We start from the raw sequence: 22,016 nt of genomic DNA on the forward strand, positions 1-22,016 counted from the left end.
AGGTGACGACGTACATACTGATCATCTCCGCCCGAACGGACATCGAAGAACGAGTGGATCGCGTGGAACTCATCCCCCCGCCAGCCGGTGACGACGCCGCCGACGCCTACGCGGCCGCACCGCTGCTCAACTGTCTGCTGCGCGAGGTCGCGGAGCCCGCCGGACGCGGCCGGTACCTGCTGCCCGGCGTGGACCGCCTGCTGCGGGTGCGCGGCGGACGGCGCCCGCGCGACCCCGAGGTGTACGCGGCGGGCCGCTGGCACCACATCGGCCACACCGAGCTGGTGAAACTCGTCGCCGAGGAACTGCGCCGCACCACCGGCCTGTCCAACCACGAACTCCCCGCCGAGATGATCGACAGCCGTGACGCGGTGGCCGCGATCCTCGCCGCGCGCGCCCGGTCGACGCCGCCCGAGGACCCGTATCTGCGCTCCGAGCAGTCCCTCATCACCGGCCACCCCTACCACCCCGCCCCCAAGGCGCGCGGCGGCGGCCCGGTCGCCGGCTGGCTGCCGTACGCCCCCGAGGCGCACGGCCGTTTCCCGCTCACCCTGCTCGGGGTGCGCGAGGACACGGTCGTCGAGGAGGGCGACACCTCCGCGCTCGACACCCTCGGCGAGGCACCGCCCGGCTACCGGCTGCTGCCGGCCCACCCCTGGCAGCTCGACCTCCTGGACCTCACGGACGCCTTCGCCGACGGCCGTCTGATCCGGCTGGGCACGACCGGCTCCGAGGTCTGGCCGACGGCCGCGATCCGCACGCTGTACGCCCCCGAGCAGGACCTGTTCCTGAAGTTCAGCCTCGACGTCCGCATCACCAACGACATCCGCCGCCTGTGGCGCCACGACCTGCTGAGGCTGCGCCGGACCGACGCGGCGGTGGCGGGGGCCTTCGCGGCGATCCCCGGACCGGCCGCCTGGCTGAGCGACCGCGGCTACCGCACCGCCGGCTTCGCCTTCGAGGAACTCGCCGTCCTGGTCCGCGACGGACTGCGCGGCCACCTCCTGCCCGGCGCGACCCCGCTGCTGGCCGCGGGCCTGGTGGAGGGGTTCGAGGGCAGCCCGCTCGCCGGTGCCGAGGACCCGGACGCCTGGTGGCAGGCGTATCTGAGGGCCGTCGTACCCCCCGCTCTCGCGGCCTTCGCCGACCACGGCGTCGTACTCGAAGCGCACCTGCAGAACACGCTGGTGGCGATGGATCCCGAGGGCACGCCCGTGCAGGCGCTGTTCCGGGACGCGGAGGGCGTGAAGCTGCTGCCGGAGGTGGACCGGGCGGCCGGGTGGGAGCGGCTGGTGTACTGCCTGGTCGTCAACCACCTCACCGAGGTCGCCGCGGCCCTGGCCGAACGCCACCCCGGCCTCGACCCGTGGCCCGCGGCCCGCCGCGCCTTCGCCCGCCACGACCTTCCGGAGATCGCCGGACTCCTCACCTCCCCGACCCTCCCCGGCAAGACGAACCTGCTCCTGCGCTGGACCGGAGCGGACGGCGCCGCCGCCCGCTACCTGCCGCTGCCGAACCCGCTGGCCGGGTGAGCCGCTGCTGCACGCCGGCCGGTCCGTCCCGACCACCCGCTACGGAACGGGTTCCGCCGCCCGCTCGCCGAGATACGCCCGTTCCAGCAGTCCGGGGTCGGCCACCAGCGTCGCGGCCGACCCGCTCAGGAGGGTGTCACCATGCACCAGGACCACCGCCCGGTCCGCCAGGTCCAGGGCCAGCCGGACATGCTGCTCCACGAGCACGACCGCGGCACCGGTGTCCTCCGCGATCCGCCGGACGATCGGCAGCAGTTCCTCGACGATCACCGGCGCCAGCCCCATGCTGAGTTCGTCGATGAGCAGCACCCGCGGGTTCTGGATCATGGCACGGCCCAGGGCGAGCATCTGCTGTTCTCCGCCGGAGAGCATGCCGGCCGCGATCTTCAGCCGCTTGCCCAGCGCCGGGAAGTAGTCGAGCACCTGGTCCAAGGTGCCGCCCCGGCGCCGTCGGGCGAGCGTCAGGTTGTCCCGCACCGTCAGCTGGGTGAAGAGTGCCCGGTCGTCGGGTACGAGGACCAGCCCCCTTCGCGCGACCTCACGCGCCCGCCCGGCGTGCGTCTGCCGGCCGTCCAGGGTGACCGACCCGCCCAGCCGGGGCAGCAGGCCCGCCAGTGTCGTCAACAGGGTCGTCTTCCCCGCGCCGTTGGGCCCCAGCAAGACGGTGATCTCGCCGGGGAGCAGCTTCAGGTCGAAGGCGCGCACCACGGGCCGTCCCTTGGTGTAGCCCGCTTCCACGCCCTCACATGTCAGTAGTTCCCGCCCGGTCACTTGACGACCTCCCCACGTACCTCGCGCTCATCGACCCCGGCCGCGCCGAGGTAGGCGGTGGCCACCCTTGGATCTGCCTTGATCTCGGCGGGAGTTCCGTCCGCTATCACCTTTCCGAGGTCCAGCACGACGATCCGGTCGCACACGTCGAGCACCAACCCCATGTCGTGGTCGATCAGCAGGACCGTCACACCGTCGGCGCGCACGGCCCGCAGGCGGTCGCCCAGCCACCGGCTCTCGGAGCTGTCCAGGCCGGCCGCCGGCTCGTCGAGGAGCAGCATCCGGGGACGTCCGGCAAGAGCACGGGCGATCGACACCAACTGCCGCCTGCCCTGGGACAGTTCACGCGCCGGCTGGGCCCGGACCCGGCTCAGGTGCAGCGTCTCGAACAGCCGGTTCCGCAGTTCCAGCCCCCGCATGCTGCCGACATGGTCGCCCCCGTGCCGGGCCGCGGCCTCGCCGACCAGTACGTTCTCCTCCACGCTGAGGTCCTCGTACAGCTCGATGCCCTGGAAGGTGCGCCCGAGGCCGGCCCGGCCCCGCTGATGCGGCTTCAGCGACGAGATCGGCCGCCCGTCGAACTCGACCGTTCCCGTACTGCGGTTGTATCCGCTGATCGCGTCCAACAGCGTGGTCTTCCCGGCGCCGTTCGGGCCGATCACGCCGACGATCTCACCCGAGCGCACGTCGAAGGAGACGGCGTCGACGGCCACCACACCGCCGTAGCGCACGGAGACATCGCGCACCGCCAGCACCACCTCGCCCGGATCGGGTACGGGCGGACGGGCGGGCGGTGCCGCGCCGGTCAGCGCCTCGGTGTCCTGGTCGTCGACGGCGTCGGTGGCGGGCCTGCGCCGCTGTCGCAGCCTGTCCATCAGTTCGTGCGCCGGGCCGACGAGGCCTTCCGGGTTCGTGATCACGGTGACCACCAGGCCGATGCCCATGACCACGCCGTACCACTCGCCCATGGACAGCGCCCGGTCCAGCAGTACGGGCAGCAGTGCCCCCGCCCCCATCACTCCGGCCAGGATGCCGCCGGACAGGGCGGTGATGCCCGCCAGGTACGCGGTGGCGAACAGACCCAGCCCGCCGATCGCGGTGAACATCTCGGCGTCGGCGACGGACTGCTGGTAGCCCAGCAGAGCACCCCCGAGCCCGGCGACGAACGCTCCGATCGCGAAGGCGACGATCTTCGTACGGGCGACGTCGATGCCCGCCGCGGCGGCCGACCGCTCGTTGGCGCGCACGGCCAGCATGGCCGCACCGAGCCGGCTGCGGCGCAGCCAGGCCACGCCCAGGCCGACGAGCAACAGCACCACCAGACACAGCAGGGCGAACGGGATGCGTGGATAGTCCTCGCCGGCGCCGATGCCGAGGTCGATCCCGAACAGGTGCGGTGACGGGATCTTCGAGCCGTCCAGGCCGCCGTTGAGTTCGGTGTTGCGGAACCAGATGGCCTCGAGGGCCACGGCCAGCGCGACAGTGACCACAGCGGCCGGCAGTCCGCGGATCCGCAGGGCGGGGAGCCCGATCACGACGCCGATCACCATGGCCACCAGAGCCGCCAGCAGTGGGGCGAACGGGAAGGGGATCCCCCACCCCGCACTCAGTTTGCTGAGGCTGAACGCGCCCACCCCGGCCAGGGTCAGCTGGGCGAGCGATATCTGGCCGGCGAATCCGGTGACGACCACCAGCGACAGCGAGATCACCGCCAGGGTCAACGAAGTGATCACCGCGGCGCGGATGCTTCCGTGGGTGGCGAGGAGGACGACGACACCCGCAACCGCGCTCACCACAGTCGGGACCAGGACGCGGTCGGGCCGCGGCGCACGGCCGAGCGCTTGCTGGATCAGTGCTCCGCGGGTGGGCAGGGGCCTGCCGCGGGCCACGAGGTAGGCCAGGATCACGGCCAGCGGCACCAGTTGGGCCACACCGGTCTGCGGCAGCCACGACCACTTTCCCTGCAGGAACTGCAACTCCGACTGCAGCATCCCGATCACCAGGCCGGCTCCCACCGCGGGGACCAGCGCGGTGAAGTTGCCGACCAGCGCCGCCGCGAGGGCCGGCACGATGAACAGGGTGTACGAGATCGGGACCAGGGGCACGATCGGCGCGATCAGAATGCCGGACAGGCCGGCGATCGCCGAACTCAGCGCCCAGTTCGCCACCGCGATCCGCTCCGGCGACAATCCGCTGACCAGCGCGCCCTTCTCCGACTCCGCCGCCGCCCTGGCCGCCAGCCCGAACCGGGTCAGCCGGAACACCAGCGCCAGCGCGACGGTCAGTGCGACGATGACGGCCGCGAACCACAGCCGGTCGCCGGGGATACGCGTCCCGCCCCAGTCGACCGGGTCGTTCGGCAGGATGGCCTTGACCGACACCGCCGCGGTGCCCACCCGCGCGGCGAGCACGGCCTGGATCACCAGCATCACGCCGATCGAGGCGACGGCTTTGGCCACCGGCGGCGCCGATCGCAGCTGCCGGAAGACCAGCCCGTACAGCACCGTCCCCAGCACGGCGGCGAGCACCAGCGAGATCGCCATCGCCGGGAAGAGCCCGAGCGGTCCGCCGAGCCCGACCGTGGTCGGCAGGCCCGGTATCGGTACCAGCAACTCACCCTGACGCAGGAACGCGTAGGTGTACGCGCTGTACAGCGCGATCGCCCCGGTCGCGAAGTTGACCACTCCGGAACTGCGATAGGTCAGCGTCAGCGCCAGCGCCAGCGCGCCGAACACCGCCCCGTTCCCCAGTCCCAGCAACAGAAACACGATGTACTGGCTCATCGGCGAGACCGTTCCTTCCGGCTGCTCCGACTACTTCGAGAACAACGGACCGGGATCGATGACCCGCACCTTGGTCAGCTTGCCGCCGGCCATCGTGCCGGTGACCACGTTCGCCGAGCAGGGCGCGATCATGCCCGGTACCGCCTTGGAGTCACAGGTGAACTTGGTGCCGTGGCCCGCGGGCAACGGGACGTCCTTGGCCGCGTGCAGGGCCGCGGTGATCGTCTTCGGCGTGACCTCGCCGGTCAGACCGTGCAGCGCGCGCACCAGACCGAGCACGCCCTGGTACCCGACCGCCGCGTAGCCCTGAGTCGGTGTGTCGGGGCTGTACCGCTTCATCACCTGGCGGTAGAGCTGGGCCTCGTAGTCGTCGCTGGCCGTGTCGAAACCGCTGAACACCTGCGCGCCGTCCATGGTCGCCCCCACGGCGCTGAGCACCTCTGGGGCCGCACACGACTGGACGACCTCCCGCGGGATGCCGGCGCCGAGCGTGCCCATCGCCTGGAGCACCGAGGTGCACACGGTCGACTCGCCGATGACGGCGACGCCATCGGGTTTCTTCGCCAGCGCGGCACTCACCTGGGGCGACGCGTCCGGCGTGCCCGCGGCGATCGTCACGAGCTGCAGGTCGATGCCGGCCTTGGCGAAGACCGGCTTGCCGATGGCCTGCATACCGCTGACCGCGGCCGGGACGTCGATCACGAAAGCGGCGACCTTCTTGTACCCCTGCTCCTTCGAGTACGAGGCCATCGCCGTCATGTTCGCCACGAAACCGCCCGTCCAGGAGAACGAGTCGGCGCTGGTGGCCTCGGAGTTGCTGGCGCCCACGGCCGTGGTCCAGGGAATACCGGCCTTGGTCACGATCGGCACCATCGAGTCACCCAGACCGCTGCTCGTCAGGACGACCGCGTCGACCTTCTGCTCGACCATCTGGTTCGCGCAGTCCCGTGCGGTCGCCGGCTCCTCCTTGGTCTTGCAGATCACGAAGGTGATCGGCCGGCCCGCGATCCCACCGAGGTTGGCATTGGCGTACTGCCGGGCCGCTTCGGCGGCCTCCCTGTTCTCGGGCTGGCTGGTGGCGGCGCCGCCCTCGTTGGTGATCAGGCCGATCTTGACCGGCGTGCCGGTGGCCTTCGTGCCCGGGAACGCTCTCGCCAGCGCGGCCGGTATCTCGGTGCTGCTCGCGGTGGTGGAGCCACCGCCGCCGTCGGAGCAGCCGGCGAGCAGGACCGCGGTCGAGACCAGAGCGGCCGATGCCCGTGACCGGGGGGAGGAGAAGACGCGTCTGACCGACTCAATCATGTTTGCTTCCCGAAGTGTCGGCGAGTGCCCGGCACTCGCTGCGAACAGCGATCAGTGATCGGCGGCGCAGCGGCTCGGAGCCACGGCCGCGCTGCCGTCTGAGAGGGTGAAAAGAGGGCCGCACACCGATTGCGGATGGCATCCGTGCGAGGCGCTGCGGCAGAACGATGTCTTCGAGGTACGTCAGCCCGTGACGGGCCGTGCGGTCGGTAACTCCGGGAGACGGACGTCCGGCTTCCCCGCCAGGACCTGGCGGGGAAGAGATCCGACAGCGATCGCTCGATCGCTGCTCGTCGTCCCCGAACTCGGGACGGCGTCACCACTGGGCAGTGCGCTCATCTCCGCTCCTTCGCGACAAGATGCTGCGGCTCCGCAGGCCCGATATCGCGCGGTCACTCTGTGTAGCATCAGGCCCACAACGAAGAAGAGTATACGTAATTGGCCTCTGTCGGAATATGTTGCGCAGCTCCCTGATGTGCGGCCCCCGCGCGGGCCGCTCGGTGTCGCGCGCCACGCGTCCGGTATGGCCGCCGTCCGTGTCGCCGGGACTGCCTCGCCGCCTTGCCTGGAAATGTTCAGAAGTCGCAGGTCGTAGCCGTGTTGGCAGCGGCGGCCAGGTGATCGGGAACCGCGACCGGGGCGTGGTGTCGACGGGTTCGAGTTCGACGGTGCTGTCCAGGAACCCGCCTCGTTGGCCGCCGATGTCGGCGGCCCTGGTGCGCAGACGGTATCCAGGCGTGTAATGAGGATGCGGAATTTCAGTCATCCTGCTTTGGCTGTGATGTCTACTTCACGCCCGAAGCGGTGGGAGTCGCCCGTGGAATGCAAGGTGCTCAAGCTGCGGAGCCTCGGTAGATGCCGAGAGAGGTCGCCACGTCGGTGAACTGGCCCGCGGCCACGGCGTTGCCGAAGAAGTTCACCAGCGCCCGGCACTCGGGCTGAACTTGTCGATGCCGAAGATCAGCATGATGCCCGCGGCCGGTACCGAGCCGACCGTCGACAGGGTCGCCGTGAGCGCGATGAAACCGCCGCCCGCGAGAGGTGGATCGCGGCGCCGTCGAGATTGAAGCTGTACCCGGTCGGCACGACCAGGCCGACCGTGGACCGTTCCGCCCCCATGAACTGGAGCTTGCGCAATCAGCCGGAACTCCTCCTTGAAGCACCGGAACAGCTGGAAGATGTTCAGCCGCACGTACAGGGCGAGCACTCCGCCGAGCACGACGACCACGAACAGCGCCGTGGTCACGTAGAACAGCAGGATCAGCGAGCCGAGGCTGGTCAGCGTCGACAGGCCGAACTTCCCGATGGCGTACGACATCGCGCCGAAGGCGCCCAGCGGCCATCTTGATCGCGATACCGAAGACGACGGCCAGGAAGATGACCTGGAGGATGTTCCCCTCGACGAACGGGCCGAAGAAGCTGTTCGGCACGATGTTGGTCAGGAACTCCCACCAGCGCTGGTGCTCGCCCGTCGCGATGTACTGGCTCGCGTCCCCGGACGTCTTCAGGGTCGCGGGGTCGGCGTGCACGCCGTCGCCGAGCCGGAAGACGTTGATCGCCACCAGGCCCGTCAGCAGGGCGATGATCGTGCCGACCTGGAAGTAGGTCGGTGCCTTGATCCCGGTGCGGCCGACCTTCTTCGGATCGGCGAGAGATCCGGCCACCGCCAGCCCAGTACGACGCCGATCACGATCGCGACCAGAACCTGGACGTACAGCTGCCGGTACCACGGCTTCGCCGTGATCCGCGCGGCCTGCTCGGCCCGTCCGTCGTCTGGGGTATGCGCCATTGCAACCTCCCTGACCAGGCGCGCCGAGCCCGATCGGTGCGCGTCAGCTCTCCGGCACAGTGAACCGGGCCACGACTCAAGGGGGCCACGACCCAAATCCGATCCCAGGCATAGGCGGCGCCTATCAGGAGAGGCGTAGGGCGCCGCTTCAGCGGGACGGGGACGGCAACCTTGCCCCGGTCGGCGGCCACTTGTGCCTGAGACCCGCGAAGACACCGGCGGGCCTGGCACAGGAGGAGTCAGCACATGCGCAAGAGAACCGGGACCGAACCCAGGCACGGGCTGAGGAGGCGGGTGTTGCGCCCCGTCCCGGTCGGGACGGCCGTCCTGGCCATCGCGGTGGGCGGTGCACTGGTCCCGGTGTTCGCCGACGGGAGCGAAGCCACGTGCAGTGTGAAGTACAGCGTGGACGGTTCCTGGAGCAGCGGCTTCCAGGGGAGCGTCACGGTCACCAACAAGGGGAAGCCGGTCACCGACTGGACCCTGGCCTTCGACTTCCCGTCGGGGCAGAAGGTCACCCAGGGCTGGAACGCCGACTGGTCGCAGAACGGCACCACGGTGACGGTCCGCAGCGCCGGGTGGAACGGCACGCTCGCCACCGGCGGCACGGCCACCGCCGGGTTCCTGGGTTCCTGGTCCGGCTCCAACACCGCACCGTCGGCCTTCGAACTCAACGGTGCCTCCTGCGACGACGGCACCACCGGCACGGCCGGCGCGTCACCGTCACCGGCCGCCTCCGCCTCCCCGAGCGCCTCCGCCAAGCCCTCGGCGAGCGCGTCGGCGAGCGCGTCCGCGACGGCGTCCGCCACAGCCTCCGCCACAGTCTCCGCGACGGCCGGGAGCGGCACGACACTCGCTTCCCGGCTGAGCGTCTCCAAGGTCGCGCTCTCCACCCCGCTGCCGTACCTGGAGGCCGGATACAACCAGCAGGCGCTGTGGACCCGGGTGGACACCGAGGCCGCCCCCGACGGGACGGTGAAGGTCGCCTGGCCGGCCGCCGACGGCATCCATGTCACCCCGCTCACCGCGGCGCTGGCGCGCGACGGCGCCGACACCGTGGTCTCGGGCGCCAAGGAGGTCGGCGGCCTGGTCGCCCAGAACGACGGCTTCGCGCTGCTGACCCGGGTGGCCGACACCAACAAGTGGAACGACACCGCGGCGGCCCTGGTCCGCTACAAGAACGGCTCCCTCGCCTTCAGCAAGAAGCTCACCGGCACCGCGAGCAACGACACCTCGCCGGTGCTGGACAGCCAGTTGAAGTGGAACGGCAGCAAGTACGGCGCCTACTTCGTGGTGCACGGCGCGGGCGGCTTCGCCGACGGCCACTACGGCGACAAGCTCGTCTACGCCGACGACTCCGGCACCGTACAGAGCGGCGGCTGGGACTGGGGCTGCAGCCACAACGAGGGGATCGCCCTGCATCCCGAGTCCTCCGGGGCGTTCACGTCCCTGTGCTTCGACGACTGGCGCTCCGGCCTGATGGTCAGCACCGGCATCGGCGCCGCCGACGACGCCCCGGTCGTGCAGCGTGAGCAGTGCTGGGCCGGCTACTGCGGCGGCGCCTACCCCAGCAGCTCCGGTGACCTGGTCAAGTCCGCCACCGGCCGGTACGCCACTGCCTGGGCCTCGCGCGGCGCCGCCAAGGCGGTCAAGAACAGCGAGGACACCAGCGGCCGAGGCTGGACGGTGACCCCGAAGACGGACACCCACCAGGTGACCGTCGCCTTCCTCAAGGACGGCTCGACCCCCGACGGCGCCCCCGTCCAGCTGACTGACGACGCGAAGACCGACCACGTCAACGTCCACATCGCGCCCTACGGCAAGAACCTCCTGGTCTCCTGGGAGGACGTCACCGGCGCCGTCTGCGCGTCCGGCACCTGCACCGGCACGTTCGGCGGCACGCATCTGCGGGTCATCGACTACAACGGCAACACCGTGATGCCCGACGAGGTAGTGGACGCCCACATAGCCGGTGACATCGCCGTCCTCCCCGACTCCAGCCTGGCCTGGGCCTACGCGGCGGCCACCCCGGACTACGGCTCCCCGCTGTCCGGTTCGTCGCCCACCACCAGCACCCTCGCCATCGCCCACCTCAAGAGCTGACGACCGTCTCCGCGCACATCCGAAGGATCTTCCCGAGGAGATCGAGCCGTACGACCCACCGCCTGCGCGGACGCTTCCTGCGCGCCGTCCCGCTTGGGGGCGCCGCCGCGCTGGTGGTGGGCACCGGCGCCTTGGTGCCCCTCCTCGCCAACGGTGACGAGGCAGCCACCTGTTCGGTGGACCACCGTGTCACCGGCCAGTGGGCCGACGGCTTCCAGTGAGCCGTGGAGATCACCAACTCAGCCAAGCCGCTCACCAGTTGGCGGCTCACCTTCACACTCGCCGGTGGTGAGAAGGCCATCCAGGGCTGGAACGCCGACCGATCGCGGAACGGCACCACGGTGACGGTCGGCAACGCCGGATGGAACGGCGCGCCGGCCACCGGGGTCACGGTCGGTACGGGCTTCCTCGGCTCGCGGTCCGGTGCCGCACCCACGTCCTTCAAGCGCAATGGCAGGACCTGCACGACGGCGTGGACGCTAGCCCCGACTCCGATTCGACCGTGGCCCAACTCGACCGGACCTGGGACTCCGGCAACCCGGGCACATCTACGCCGGCAACCTCGACGACGGTGGTGCTCCCCGATGTGCCACGCCCTGCGGCCGGTTCTTCCACCAGGACGGCGACTGCTCCCAGTGCCCCGACAAGTGGCTCACCGAGGGAACGGGCGTCGGTGCCTGTGCGCACCAACGGGATTGCCTGTGGCGGTCAGCGACCGGACTCCGGCCGCAGTGGCTGATGTCACCGGCAGACATGCTTTGGATGGCGCATAAATCCGGTAAAAGGTACCGGTGTTGATGCCTGTTGATGCCTGTCGAGGGCTCGTCCCGCCGTGCGGAGCCGGCATCGTGCGGCATCGAAGTCCTCGGGAGGGGCCGGTGGATTCGGTGGTGTCAGTCGTCGGCTCTGCTCGGGACCAGCAGCCGGCGCGCCGCGGCCAGCAGATCCTCACGCCGTTGCTGTGGCGGGATGTCCTCGATCTGCCGGGACACGCCGCTCAGGAGCAGGCCTCCTCCGACCATGGTGACGGCCACGCGCCGCGCCGGTGTGGGTGCGGGCCCGCACAGGGCCGCGTGCAACCGGTCGAGCTCTCCGAGGAACGGCGGCGAGGCGGCGATCACGGCCCGTACGACGGGATCGCCCTGTAGCACGGCGGCGAGGTGACCTTGGTCGATGACGAGGTCGACGAGCCCCTCCAGCGCCACTTCCGGGCGGCGGCGCGGATCGGGCTCTGCCGCGGCGGTGTCGAGGAACCGGGTCATCTGCGCGAAGACCGGTTCGAGGGCGGCCACGACGATGTCTTCCTTGGCCTTGAAGTGGCGGTATACGCCGGCTTTGGTCACTCCGACGCGGTCGGCGACCATCTGCAGGGACGTGCCGTTCACCCCGTGTTCGGCGAAGAGGTCGAGGGCGACCTGCACCAGCCGTTGACGCGTCTCGCCCCAGCGTCCGATCGGACCACTCACCGCACTCTCCACTGCGCCGGCCGGCGGCCGGGAATCGCCTGCCGCCACCTGGAGGATCTCATGCGCGGTCCACGGTTGCCACAATGTTGCCGCTCGGCTACATTCGTGGCGCTCGAAGTCGACCACCCTCGGAGAGGCGTATCGCCGTGGTCTCCGTCCAGTCACGGTGTGCGCGCCAGATCGGAAGCGGTATGCATCGCATTCTTCTGAGTACCTTCATCATCGATGTGCCTTCGGACGTGCACGATCCGACGCTGGCGTTCTGGTCGTCAGCCCTGGGTGCGCAGGCCAGGCACGCCGGGGGCGACATGCCCTACCACATTCTGGAAAACGCCCTGCCGGAGAACCGGGTGGTCGTCCAGGACGTCGGTTCGGGTTCGGCGGGCGTCCACTTCGACATTCACACCGACGACCTCGACGCGGAGATCGAGCGTCTGGAGGCGATCGGAGCGACCATGGTCGATCGCAGTTGGGCCGATCACCCCGGCTGCTGGGTGATCATGCGGGATCCGGCCGGCAAGGAGTTCTGCGTCGTCTACGCGCTCAACGAGCTGCGGCCCCAGGCCGACCGCGACGATTTCGAACGCCGGGCGAAGAGCGTGGGATGAACGGTCGGCGCCCGTTCCGGCTCCGTGACGGGGTTCCGGGATCAGGCGTCGGCACAAAGAACTGAGCGCCCGCCGGGCGCAGCCGCACGACCACCCAAGGGGCCGACGACGCGGTCGCGATTCTGCACACTGCCAACGGCGGCAACCCCCGCGCCCCCGGGCTGAGCGCCCTCGTCGGTGAACTCCCCGTCCACAGCGCGGACTTCCGCCCCCGGTGGGCAGCCTGCGAGGTCCGTTTCCACCGCACCGGCACCAGGCGGCCGCACCATCCGATGGCCGGCGTTCTCGACCTGTCCTTCGAGGCCTGGGACCTCGCCGCGGACCCCGGCCTCGCGCTTCTGGCCTGCACGGCCGCAGTCGGCTCTCCCGCCGAGGGCGCCCTGCGCGTGCTCGCAGGCCGGGCCGCGACACGGGAACCACCCCTCTGATCTGCCCGCGCACCCGACCGGGCCCTGACGGCTCCCGGCTCGGACGCGCGCTTCACCCGCGGCTCCGGCCGTTGGCCGTGTCGGCGGTCCGGGGGTCGCTGCAGCGGCGACCTTATGGTTGGAACGTGAAGAATCCAGAGGCAGGTGCGATACGTGATCGGGGGCCCGGGGCCCGGCGTGAGCAGGTCCGGGCGCGGGTGCTGGCGCAGGGGTCCGCCCGGTTGGACGAGTTGGCGACGCTGTTCGACGTCAGCCTGATGACCATGCACCGTGACGTGGACGCCCTGGAGGCGGAAGGCTGGCTGATCAAGACGCGTGGTGCCGCGACGGCCAATCCGTCCGCTCTCGTCGAGGCGGGTGTACGGGACCGGACGTCGGCGATGTCCGCCCAGAAGGCGGCGATCACGGCGGTGGCCGCTCGGCTGATCACTCGCGGGCAGACGGTCTTCCTCGATGACAGCACCACGGCGCTCGGGCTCGTCCCCGCACTGGTTTCCCACCCGCCCATGACCATCGCGACGAACTTCCTGCCGGTGGTCGCGGAGGTCGGCGAGGTGCCCGGGGTCCAGATCCAGCTTCTGGGCGGCGAGTACCACGCGCGGCAGGAGGCGTGTTTCGGGCGCCAGACGATCGAGGCGATCGCCCTGCTGAACGCGGACATCTTCTTCATGTCCACCACCGCCGTTCGCGACGGCAAGTGCCTGCACCGTTCAGAGGCCACGGTGATGGTGCGTCAGGCGTTCATGGCGCACGCCTCGCGTCGTGTGCTGCTCGTCGACCACGCGAAGTTCGGCCGTCGCGCGGCTCATGTGCTCTGTGACGTCTCGGAGTTCGACATCGTCGTGACCGATGACGGCATCGATCCGGAGACCCTGGCCGATCTGCGTGCCAGTTGCTCCGACGTCCGTGTCGCTCCGGTCGGGGACTGACGCCGACGGTCGGCCGGTTGTCGAGCGCCCCCTTCGCAGCCCGAGCTGTGGAGGGGGCGCTCGCGTTGTGGGCGCCTGCCTGCCGACGATCACGGTCCGTAACGCTTGGTAGGAGATTCCGTTCGGGGGCTTGCTAAATTTCACACGCTGAGCGTTAAATTCCACTCGCCGCGTCTCAGGTTTCCGGGACGTAACAGCGCGTCTTCGCAGCGTGTGGAGGTTTTCTCAGATGGCAGCACCGTCCGGCGTCCGTGAGATCACGGCGTACTGCGGTATCGACGTGGGGACACAGGGCGTACGCGCCGTTCTCCTCGGACGAGAGGGCACGCACCTCGCGTCGGCCGGTGCCGCCGTCCCGGACGGCCGTCGCGAGGGCACCCGGCACGAACAGGACCCCGCCCGGTGGTGGACGGCCCTCGTCACCGCGGTCCGGTCGGCCGTCGACCAGGCCGGCCCCGGCGTCGTGGTCGAGGCGGTCTCGCTGGACGCGACCTCGGGCACGGTGCTCGTACAGGATGCCGACGGATCGGCCCGCGGACCGGCGCTGATGTACGACGACGCCCGTGCCTCGGCACAGGCCGAGCGGGCACGGGCGGCCGGTGCGGACCTGTGGGACGCACTCGGCTACCGGATGCAGGAGTCCTGGGCGCTGCCCAAGCTCATGTGGTTGACCGAGAGCGGCGCCGTGGGCACCGGAGACCGCCTGGTCCACCAGTCCGACCACCTGGTGGGACGGCTGGTCGGCACCGCCGTGGCGACCGACACCTCACACGCCCTGAAGAGCGGCGTCGACCTGCGCACCGGCGAGTGGCCGGCGGACGTCCTGGCGGAGCTGGGGCTGGACGCCGCCGCACTGCCGCGGGTCGTGCTGCCCGGCACGGTCATCGGCGCGGTGGGGACGGAGGCCGCGCAGGCCACCGGTCTATCGCAGGGCACACCCGTACGTGCCGGGATGACCGACGGCTGCGCGGCGCAGATCGCCTCACGCGCCCTGCGCCCCGGCAGTTGGAGCAGCGCCCTGGGCACCACGCTCACCATCAAGGGCTCGACCCCCTCCCTCGTCCACGACCGGCACGGCGCCGTCTACTGCCACCGCAACCCGGACGGCGGCTGGCTGCCGGGCGGGGCCTCCAGCACGGGCGCCGGCGTGATCGCCCGCACCTTCCCCGGGAATCCCGAGGCGCTGGACGCGCTGACCGCGCAGGCGGGGCACCTGGTACCGATGCCTGGCGTGACCTACGCGCTGGACGGGACGGGAGAGCGCTTCCCCTTCGTCGCCCCGAAGGCGCACGGGTTCCTCGCCGCGCAGGCGACGGTCAGTCAGCCCGCCCGCTTCGCCGCGCTGTGCCAGTCGGTGGCCTACGTCGAGCGACTGGCCTACGACGTGCTCGGCGTCCTCGGCGCGGACGTGACCGGTCCGGTGTCCCTGTCGGGCGGTGCGGCGCGCAACACCTGGTGGAACCAGCTGCGTACCGACGTACTCGGCCGGACCACCGTCCTGCCGGAGTCCGTACAGGCCGCGACCGGGATGGCGGTGCTCGCGGCGGCCGAGCCCGGACGACTGGCCGAGACCGCGGAGCGGATGGTGCGGGTGCGCGAGGAGTACGCGCCCGATCAGGAACGCGGGCGGTCGCTGCGGCCTGGATACGAACGATTCCTCGACGAACTGACCGACCGTGGCTGGCTCGACGGCGACCTCGCCGCGCGGGTGCTGGCCGACTCTGGAGCGACGCGATGACCCCCACCAGCGGCACCCCCGACACTCCCACCCGCGGCACCCCCGGAGACCGGGCTGTCACCCGGCTCGCCCTCGCCCGGCACGGCGAGACCGTCTGGCACGCCGAGAACCGATACGCCGGCGGCCACAGCGACATCGACCTGACCGAACGGGGCCGTCAGCAGGCCGTGGCACTGGCCGCGTGGTCCCGGGAGTACGAGCCCGAGGTCGTCGTCAGTTCCCCGGTGCGCCGGGCCGTCGAGACGGCGACACCGTCCGCGGCGGCGGTCGGTGTGCCGCTGCACGTGGTCGACGAACTGCGCGAGGTCGACTTCGGCGTCGCCGAGGGCCACACCCTCGACGAACTGGCCAGAGCCGACCCGGACATGGTCCGCCGCTTTCGCGCCGATCCGGTGGCCCACCCCTTCCCCGGTTCGGAGTCACCCGCGGACGCCGCACTGCGCTCCGCCCGGGCACTGAGGGCGATCGCCGGACAGTACCCCGGCCGCCGGGTGCTCGTCGTCGCGCACAACACCCTGCTGCGCCTCGGCCTGTGCACCTTGCTGGGCGTGCCCGTCAAGAACTACCGCAGCACTTTCCCCCGGCTGGACAACGCGAAGGTCAGCGAGATCACCATCTCCGCCGACCGGCAGCAGACAGCGTCGCTGCTGTCGATGAACTCGCGCCTGTGCGTCCGCTCCCAGTAAGTCTCCCGTCCCCTCTCCTCCCGTCCCTCCCCTTCCGCAAAGGAAACGACAAAGGAGTCGTCATCATGAACCGCACCACCACCCGCAGAACCGCCACCGTGATCGTCTCCGCTCTCACGCTGGCAAGCGCCCTGACCGCCTGCTCGCAGAAGAGCGGCGACTCGTCCTCCTCGTCCTCGTCCGGCGGCGCCGCCAAGGCGAAGGTCGCCTTCCTGATGCCCGACGAGGCCTCCACCCGGTACGAGGAGCACGACCGCCCCGGCTTCGTCGCCGAGATGAAGAAGAAGTGCCCGGACTGCTCCGTGCTCTACAACAACGCCAACGGTGACGCCTCCAAGCAGCAGCAGCAGTTCAACTCGGCGCTGGCGCAGGGCGCGAAGGTCATCGTGCTGGACCCGGTCGACTCGACCGCCGCCGCCTCGCTGGTCCAGGCCGCACACGCCCAGAACGTCAAGGTGATCGCCTACGACCGCCCCGTCTCGAAGGCGAAGGCCGACTACTACGTGTCGTTCGACAACGAGAAGATCGGCAAGCTCATCTCCGCGTCCCTCGTGCAGAAACTCAAGAAGGGGAAGATCCCGGCAGGCAGCGGCGTCCTGGAGGTCAACGGTTCGCCCACCGACGTCGCCGCCGGTCTCATCAAGAAGGGCATCCACGAGGGCCTCGCCGGCAGCGGTGTGAAGACCCTGGCCGAGTACGACACCCCCGAATGGGACCCCGCCAAGGCGCAGACCTGGGTGAGCGGTCAGATCTCCCGCTTCGGCACGAAGATCGTCGGCGTGGTCGCCGCGAACGACGGCACCGGCGGTGGCGCCATCGCCGCGTTCAAGGCCGCGGGCGTCGACCCCGTGCCTCCGGTGACCGGCAACGACGCGACCGTGGCGGGTCTGCAGCTGATCGTCGCCGGGGACCAGTACAACACCATCAACAAGCCCAGCGAGATCGTCGCCGCCGCCGCGGCAGACGTCAGTGTCCAGTTCCTCAACGGGGAGAAGCCCACCGCCCAGACCACGCTGTTCGACACGCCGAGCCAGCTGTTCGACCCCACCGTGATCACCCAGGACAACCTCAAGGCGGAGATCGTCGACAAGGGAGTCCTCAAGGCCGGCGACCTGTGCACCACGGCCTACGCGGCGGCCTGCGCCAAGCTCGGCATCTCCTGACCGGCGCATTCCCTCACCCCTCACCCCTCACCCCTCACCCCGCACCCCCCACCCCCCATCCCGTCCATCCCACTGATCGATGCGAGGGCCCCATCATGCCGTCGGTGAAAGCGGCGACTCCGTCCCAGACGCGCGACTCGGTACTGAGCCTGCGCGGCATCAGCAAGACATTCGGCGCGGTCCAAGCGCTGACCGACATCGATCTCGACGTCGCGGCCGGCGAGGTGGTGGCCCTCGTCGGCGACAACGGGGCCGGCAAGTCCACCCTGGTCAAGGTCCTCGCCGGAGTGCACCGTCCGGACGCCGGCACCATCGTGTTCCAGAACGGACAGGTGGAGATCCCGGACCCCAGCGCGGCCCTCTCCCTCGGTATAGCCACCGTCTTCCAGGACCTGGCGCTGTGCGAGAACCTCGACGTGGTCCAGAACCTCTTCCTCGGCCGGGAGCTGTCCCCGTACCGGCTCGCGGAAGTCCAGATGGAGGCCCGCTCCTGGGAACTCCTCGGGGAACTCTCCGCGAAGATCCCCACGGTACGGATCCCGATCGCGTCGTTGTCGGGAGGCCAGCGCCAGACGGTCGCGATCGCCCGGTCGCTGCTCGGCGACCCCAAGGTCATCATCCTCGACGAACCCACCGCGGCCCTGGGCGTGGCCCAGACCGCGGAGGTGCTCGACCTGATCGAGCGGCTGCGCGACCGCGGCCTCGGCGTGATCATGATCAGCCACAACATGGAGGACGTCCGAGCGGTCGCCGACCGAGTCGTCGTCCTGCGCCTCGGGCGCAACAACGGGGTGTTCGACGTGGACACCGTGTCGTCCGCGGAGATCGTCGCCGCGATCACCGGCGCGTCGGACAACTCCGTGACCCGCCGCTCCGAGCGCCGTGCCCGGCGCGTCCAGGTTTCCAGCATTCCGGAGGAGTCGTGACCATGACCGACACAGCAGGTGCCCCACGCACCGAGCTCGACCGCCAGGACGAGCGGCTGCACGAGCAGACCGGCCTGCGTGGCACCGTCGACGCCTTCGCGCGGCGCGTACGCGCGGGTGACCTGGGCTCCCTTCCCGTGATCGTCGGCCTGGCGATCGTCTGGACGGTCTTCCAGATCCTGAACCCCGTGTTCCTGTCCGCCGACAACCTGGTCAACCTCACCCTGGAGTGCTCCTCCGTCGGAGTCATCTCACTGGGCGTCGTCTGTGTCCTGCTCGTCGGCCAGATCGATCTGTCCGTGGGCTCGGTCAGCGGCCTCGCCGCGGCCGTCACCGCGGTCCTGTTCGTCAACCAGCACTGGCCGGTCGCCCTCGCGATCGGGGCCGCGCTCGCGGTCGGGCTGGTGATCGGCTTCGTCTACGGCCAGGTGTTCAACCGCCTCGGCATGCCCAGCTTCGTGGTCACCCTGGCCGGTCTGCTGGCGTTCCTGGGCATCCAGCTCTGGGTGCTGGGCTCCGCCGGTTCGATCAACATCCCCTTCACCTCGGGCCTGGTCGGCTTCGCCCAGCTCGACTTCGTGACCGCCCCGGTGTCGTACGCGCTCGCCGCACTCGTCGCGGCCGGCGTGTTCCTCAGCGGCAGGGCGATGGCGGACGCCCGTCGACGGATCGGACTGTCGGCCACGTCCACCCAAGCCCTCGCGGTGCGCAGTGCGGTGGTGCTGGTCGCCCTGGAGGCCGCCGTCTGGTACCTGAACCAGGGCCGGGGGGTGGGCTGGATGTTCGTCCTGTTCGCCGCCCTGGTCGTCGTCATGAACTACGCGCTCACCCGCACCGCCTGGGGCCGGTCGATGTTCGCGGTCGGCGGCAACGCCGAAGCGGCCCGGCGCGCCGGTATCAACGTGCGCGCCGTGTACGTGTCGGCCTTCATGCTGTGCACCACGCTGGCCGCCCTCGGCGGTGTCCTCGCCGCCGCCCGGCTGGGCTCGGCCAACCAGAGCACCGGCACGGGTGACGTCAACCTCAACGCGATCGCGGGCGCGGTGATCGGCGGCACCAGCCTCTTCGGCGGCCGGGGCAGCGCGTACTCCGCGCTGCTGGGTGTCATCGTCATCCAGTCGATCTCCAGCGGGCTGACCCTGCTGAACCTCTCCTCCTCGTTCCGCTTCATCATCACGGGATTCGTGCTCGCACTCGCCGTCGCCGTCGACTCGCTGGCCCGCAAGTCGCGTGCCGCGCACGGGCAGGCGTGATGACCACCTTCGACAGCACCCCCGACAGCGTCGCCGGCGGCACAGCGCCGCATGTCCTGTGCGCCGGTGACCGCTTCATCACGGCCGCCTCGCTCGCCGAGGCCGCGCGGAGCGCGTTCGGCCCCGGCACCCGGGCGGTCGAGTACCGGACGTCCTGGCCGGACGTGCCCTTCGGCGCGGTGGACGGCGTGCGCGAGGCGTCCGGCGACCCGGCCGAACTCGCCGCCCTGGCCGCCGATTCGGAGGTCGTCCTCACCCACCTCGCCCCGATCACCCGCGCGGTGTTCGAGGCCGCGCCTTCCCTGAAGGTCGTCGGCGTCACCCGGGGCGGACCCGTCAACGTCGACCTCGCCGCGGCCACCGAGCACGGCGTACCGGTGGTCTTCCTGCCGGGCCGGAACCTGGGCGCGGTCGCCGAGTTCGTCGTCGGGCTGATGGTCACGCTGCCCCGCAGTGTCGGCGTGGCCTCCCGCGAACTGGCCGCGGGCCGCTGGGACGCCCGCTACTTCCGCTTCGAGCTGACCGGACTCGAACTGCGGGCCGCCACGGTCGGCCTGGTGGGCCTCGGCGCCGTCGGCTCACGGGTCGCGGAGTTGTTGCGCGGCTTCGGCTCCCGGGTCCTGGCCTACGATCCGTACGCCACCCCCGAAGCGGCCGACAAGGCCGGGGTCGACCTCGTCCCCCTGCCGACCCTGTACGCCACGAGCGACATCGTCAGCGCGCACGCCCGGCTCACCGACGACACCCGCAAGATGTTCGGCGCCGAGGCGTTCGCCGCGATGAAACCCGGAGCGCACTTCATCAACACCGCCCGGGGCGAACTCGTCGACCAGGCGGCCCTGCTCGCCGCCCTCGAATCCGGCCATCTCGCCGGAGCCGCCCTCGACGTCTTCGACCCCGAACCCCCGGACCCCGCCGACCCGTTGCTCTCCCGGCCCGACGTGATCCTCACCCCGCACCTGGCGGGCGCCTCCCGTCAGGTCGCCCTCGAATCGGTCGAGCGGGTCACCGCCGAGGTGGCCGGCTTCCTGCACAGCGGTGTACTGGACCACTGCGCGAACCCTCAGTGGCAGGACCACGGGAGGCACCGGACATGAGCACCATCGGGCTGGACCTCGGCACCTCGGCCGTTAAGGCCGTCCGCTTCGACGACGACTGGCGGGCCGTCGACAGCGAGACCGAGAACACGGTCGTACGCACGTCCGGCGGCCACAGCGAGCAGGACATGCGCGAGGTGTGGGCCGCCGCCGCCCGCGTGGTCGGCGCGGTCGCCCGCCGCTCGCCCGACGCGGTCGCGCTGCTCGCCCTCACCGCGCAGGGCGACGGCTGCTGGCTCGTCGGCGCCGACGGCGAGCCCGTACGGGACGCCATCCTCTGGAACGACGCCCGTGCCGGCGGCGTCATCGACGCCTGGGAAGCCGACGGGACCCTCGAACGCGCCTTCCGCACGAACGGCAGCTACGGCGCCTCCGGCGTCGCCCACGCCCAACTGCGCTGGCTCACGGAACACGAGCCCGACACCCTGAAGCGCGCGTCCACCCTTCTCAGCTGCGGCAGTTGGGTCTACCGGCGGCTCACCGGCCGCGCGGTACTGGAGGTCTCCGACGCGGCCAACCCCTTTCTCGACGCCCGCACCCGCCGCTACGACGACGAACTGCTCGAAGTCTTCGAACTCACCGAGCTCCGGCGGCTGTTGCCCCGGACCGTCTCTGGCCCTGACCGCATCGCCCCGCTGCGCGCGGACGTGGCCGCCGATCTCGGACTGCCCCCGGGCACCCCCATCGGCCTGGCCCCTTACGACGTGGTGGCGAGTGCAACCGGCGCCGGAGTCACCCGTCCCGGCCAGGGCTTCGCGATACTCGGCACGACGCTGTGCGCAGCCGCCGTCACCTCGGACCCCCTGCTCTCCCGGGCACCCAACGGAATGACCCTGCCCGGCTGCGCCGACGACCGGTGGCTGATCGCCAACGCCACCATGATCGGCACGGAGGTGTTGGACTGGACGGCCCGGCTGATGGGCCTCGCCGACGCCGCCGAGGTCGTGGCCCTGGCAGGCACCGCACACCCCGGCGACCAGCCCCTGCTGCTGCCGTACCTGTCACCTGCGGGGGAGCGCAGCCCCTTCCGCGACAGCGGTGTCCGGGGGAGCCTCCTCGGTCTCACCGTGCGCCACACCCGTGCCGACATCGCCCGCGCAACCCTCGACGGTCTGACCCTGTCTCTGCGTGACTGCCTCGCCGCGACCGGCCCCGTGCACGAACTGGCGGTCATCGGAGGCGGCGCGCGCAGCACGGCCTGGTGCCAGACGATCAGCGACGCGACGAACCTGCCGGTGATCCTGCCCGACACGGCCGAGGCGGGCGCCCGCGGCGCCGTACTCACCGCTGCCGTCGACCTCGGCCTGACCGACGGCCGCGACGGCATCGACGCCCTCACCGCGCGGGCGGTCGGCCGGGCGGGGCTCCTGGAACCGGACCCGGCCGAGGCGGCCCGATTCGACGACGCCTACGGGCGTTTCGTCGCGGCCCGGAACTGACCC

16 protein-coding genes and 2 pseudogenes are annotated in these 22,016 nt (G+C 70.8%); 13 read left to right on the forward strand and 5 right to left on the reverse strand.

What is annotated here, in order from left to right:
* Positions 1-53 precede the first annotated feature (53 nt).
* Entirely contained in the window at positions 54-1,532 is a 1,479-nt protein-coding gene (locus tag ACQEWB_RS39575; RefSeq protein WP_432844239.1) for an IucA/IucC family protein, read from the forward strand.
* A 39-nt stretch (positions 1,533-1,571) separates the two neighbouring features.
* Here ACQEWB_RS39575 and ACQEWB_RS39580 read toward each other — a convergent pair whose 3' ends face one another.
* The 4 genes and pseudogenes from ACQEWB_RS39580 to ACQEWB_RS39595 all read right to left on the reverse strand — a co-directional run bounded on the left by ACQEWB_RS39580 (position 1,572) and on the right by ACQEWB_RS39595 (position 8,118).
* On the reverse strand, positions 1,572-2,303 hold the full coding sequence (locus tag ACQEWB_RS39580; RefSeq protein WP_432839929.1) for an ABC transporter ATP-binding protein: 732 nt from the start codon (positions 2,301-2,303) through the stop codon (positions 1,572-1,574).
* The gene (locus tag ACQEWB_RS39585; RefSeq protein WP_432839931.1) at positions 2,300-5,086 is read right to left on the reverse strand and encodes an ABC transporter permease subunit; all 2,787 of its coding nucleotides are present in this window, start codon (positions 5,084-5,086) and stop codon (positions 2,300-2,302) included. Before ACQEWB_RS39585 ends, ACQEWB_RS39580 begins: the two co-directional genes overlap by 4 nt.
* A gap of 30 nt (positions 5,087-5,116) precedes the next feature.
* On the reverse strand, positions 5,117-6,388 hold the full coding sequence (locus ACQEWB_RS39590) for an ABC transporter substrate-binding protein (protein ID WP_432839933.1): 1,272 nt from the start codon (positions 6,386-6,388) through the stop codon (positions 5,117-5,119).
* A gap of 916 nt (positions 6,389-7,304) precedes the next feature.
* A pseudogene (locus tag ACQEWB_RS39595) lies at positions 7,305-8,118 on the reverse strand (cation:dicarboxylate symporter family transporter).
* Between the two features lie 305 nt (positions 8,119-8,423).
* Here ACQEWB_RS39595 and ACQEWB_RS39600 point away from each other — a divergent pair.
* Both ACQEWB_RS39600 and ACQEWB_RS39605 read left to right on the forward strand, forming a co-directional pair.
* Complete coding sequence (locus tag ACQEWB_RS39600; protein WP_432839935.1) at positions 8,424-10,280, forward strand: cellulose-binding domain-containing protein; 1,857 nt, start codon at positions 8,424-8,426, stop codon at positions 10,278-10,280.
* A 224-nt stretch (positions 10,281-10,504) separates the two neighbouring features.
* Positions 10,505-11,053 carry a cellulose binding domain-containing protein gene (locus ACQEWB_RS39605; protein ID WP_432839937.1) on the forward strand — a complete coding sequence of 183 codons (549 nt, stop codon included), beginning with the start codon at positions 10,505-10,507 and terminating at the stop codon, positions 11,051-11,053.
* 120 nt (positions 11,054-11,173) lie between these two features.
* Here the strand turns inward: ACQEWB_RS39605 and ACQEWB_RS39610 are convergent, their stop codons facing one another.
* Complete coding sequence (locus tag ACQEWB_RS39610) at positions 11,174-11,746, reverse strand: TetR/AcrR family transcriptional regulator (RefSeq protein WP_432839939.1); 573 nt, start codon at positions 11,744-11,746, stop codon at positions 11,174-11,176.
* A 146-nt stretch (positions 11,747-11,892) separates the two neighbouring features.
* Here ACQEWB_RS39610 and ACQEWB_RS39615 point away from each other — a divergent pair, with 146 nt between their 5' ends.
* From ACQEWB_RS39615 to ACQEWB_RS39660, 10 genes and pseudogenes are all read left to right on the forward strand, one after another.
* Positions 11,893-12,354: a VOC family protein gene (locus ACQEWB_RS39615; RefSeq protein WP_432839941.1), complete on the forward strand. Its 462-nt coding sequence runs from the start codon at positions 11,893-11,895 to the stop codon at positions 12,352-12,354.
* A gap of 107 nt (positions 12,355-12,461) precedes the next feature.
* Positions 12,462-12,782: pseudogene (locus ACQEWB_RS39620) on the forward strand (transcriptional regulator); the annotation flags it as partial.
* 125 nt (positions 12,783-12,907) lie between these two features.
* Positions 12,908-13,711, forward strand: coding sequence for a DeoR/GlpR family DNA-binding transcription regulator (locus ACQEWB_RS39625; RefSeq protein WP_432839943.1), 804 nt, complete (start codon positions 12,908-12,910; stop codon positions 13,709-13,711).
* A gap of 229 nt (positions 13,712-13,940) precedes the next feature.
* Positions 13,941-15,449 (forward strand): FGGY-family carbohydrate kinase, encoded by a 1,509-nt coding sequence (locus tag ACQEWB_RS39630; protein WP_432839945.1) that lies wholly within the window; start codon positions 13,941-13,943, stop codon positions 15,447-15,449.
* A complete protein-coding gene (locus ACQEWB_RS39635; protein WP_432839947.1) occupies positions 15,446-16,135 on the forward strand; it encodes a histidine phosphatase family protein in 690 nt (229 codons plus the stop codon). Before ACQEWB_RS39630 ends, ACQEWB_RS39635 begins: the two co-directional genes overlap by 4 nt.
* A gap of 65 nt (positions 16,136-16,200) precedes the next feature.
* Entirely contained in the window at positions 16,201-17,298 is a 1,098-nt protein-coding gene (locus tag ACQEWB_RS39640) for an ABC transporter substrate-binding protein (protein ID WP_432839949.1), read from the forward strand.
* A 95-nt stretch (positions 17,299-17,393) separates the two neighbouring features.
* On the forward strand, positions 17,394-18,224 hold the full coding sequence (locus tag ACQEWB_RS39645) for an ATP-binding cassette domain-containing protein (RefSeq protein WP_432839951.1): 831 nt from the start codon (positions 17,394-17,396) through the stop codon (positions 18,222-18,224).
* Between the two features lie 2 nt (positions 18,225-18,226).
* Positions 18,227-19,477, forward strand: coding sequence for a sugar ABC transporter permease (locus ACQEWB_RS39650; protein ID WP_432839953.1), 1,251 nt, complete (start codon positions 18,227-18,229; stop codon positions 19,475-19,477).
* Entirely contained in the window at positions 19,477-20,574 is a 1,098-nt protein-coding gene (locus ACQEWB_RS39655; RefSeq protein ID WP_432839955.1) for an NAD(P)-dependent oxidoreductase, read from the forward strand. Before ACQEWB_RS39650 ends, ACQEWB_RS39655 begins: the two co-directional genes overlap by 1 nt.
* Positions 20,571-22,013: an FGGY family carbohydrate kinase gene (locus ACQEWB_RS39660; protein ID WP_432839957.1), complete on the forward strand. Its 1,443-nt coding sequence runs from the start codon at positions 20,571-20,573 to the stop codon at positions 22,011-22,013. The genes ACQEWB_RS39655 and ACQEWB_RS39660 overlap by 4 nt, the downstream gene beginning before the upstream one ends.
* Positions 22,014-22,016 lie beyond the last annotated feature (3 nt).

It is taken from the genome of Streptomyces sp. CA-249302, from assembly GCF_050936785.1.
In the GTDB taxonomy this organism is placed as follows: Bacteria; Actinomycetota; Actinomycetes; order Streptomycetales; family Streptomycetaceae; genus Streptomyces.

Coding starts and splice junctions, on each gene's coding strand:
- ACQEWB_RS39660 (WP_432839957.1), top strand. CDS start 20,571: ATGAGCACCATCGGGCTGGACCTCGGCACCTCGGCCGTTAAGGCCGTC.
- ACQEWB_RS39590 (WP_432839933.1), bottom strand. CDS start 6,388: ATGATTGAGTCGGTCAGACGCGTCTTCTCCTCCCCCCGGTCACGGGCA.
- ACQEWB_RS39630 (WP_432839945.1), top strand. CDS start 13,941: ATGGCAGCACCGTCCGGCGTCCGTGAGATCACGGCGTACTGCGGTATC.
- ACQEWB_RS39655 (WP_432839955.1), top strand. CDS start 19,477: ATGACCACCTTCGACAGCACCCCCGACAGCGTCGCCGGCGGCACAGCG.
- ACQEWB_RS39585 (WP_432839931.1), bottom strand. CDS start 5,086: ATGAGCCAGTACATCGTGTTTCTGTTGCTGGGACTGGGGAACGGGGCG.
- ACQEWB_RS39645 (WP_432839951.1), top strand. CDS start 17,394: ATGCCGTCGGTGAAAGCGGCGACTCCGTCCCAGACGCGCGACTCGGTA.
- ACQEWB_RS39600 (WP_432839935.1), top strand. CDS start 8,424: ATGCGCAAGAGAACCGGGACCGAACCCAGGCACGGGCTGAGGAGGCGG.
- ACQEWB_RS39650 (WP_432839953.1), top strand. CDS start 18,227: ATGACCGACACAGCAGGTGCCCCACGCACCGAGCTCGACCGCCAGGAC.
- ACQEWB_RS39640 (WP_432839949.1), top strand. CDS start 16,201: ATGAACCGCACCACCACCCGCAGAACCGCCACCGTGATCGTCTCCGCT.
- ACQEWB_RS39635 (WP_432839947.1), top strand. CDS start 15,446: ATGACCCCCACCAGCGGCACCCCCGACACTCCCACCCGCGGCACCCCC.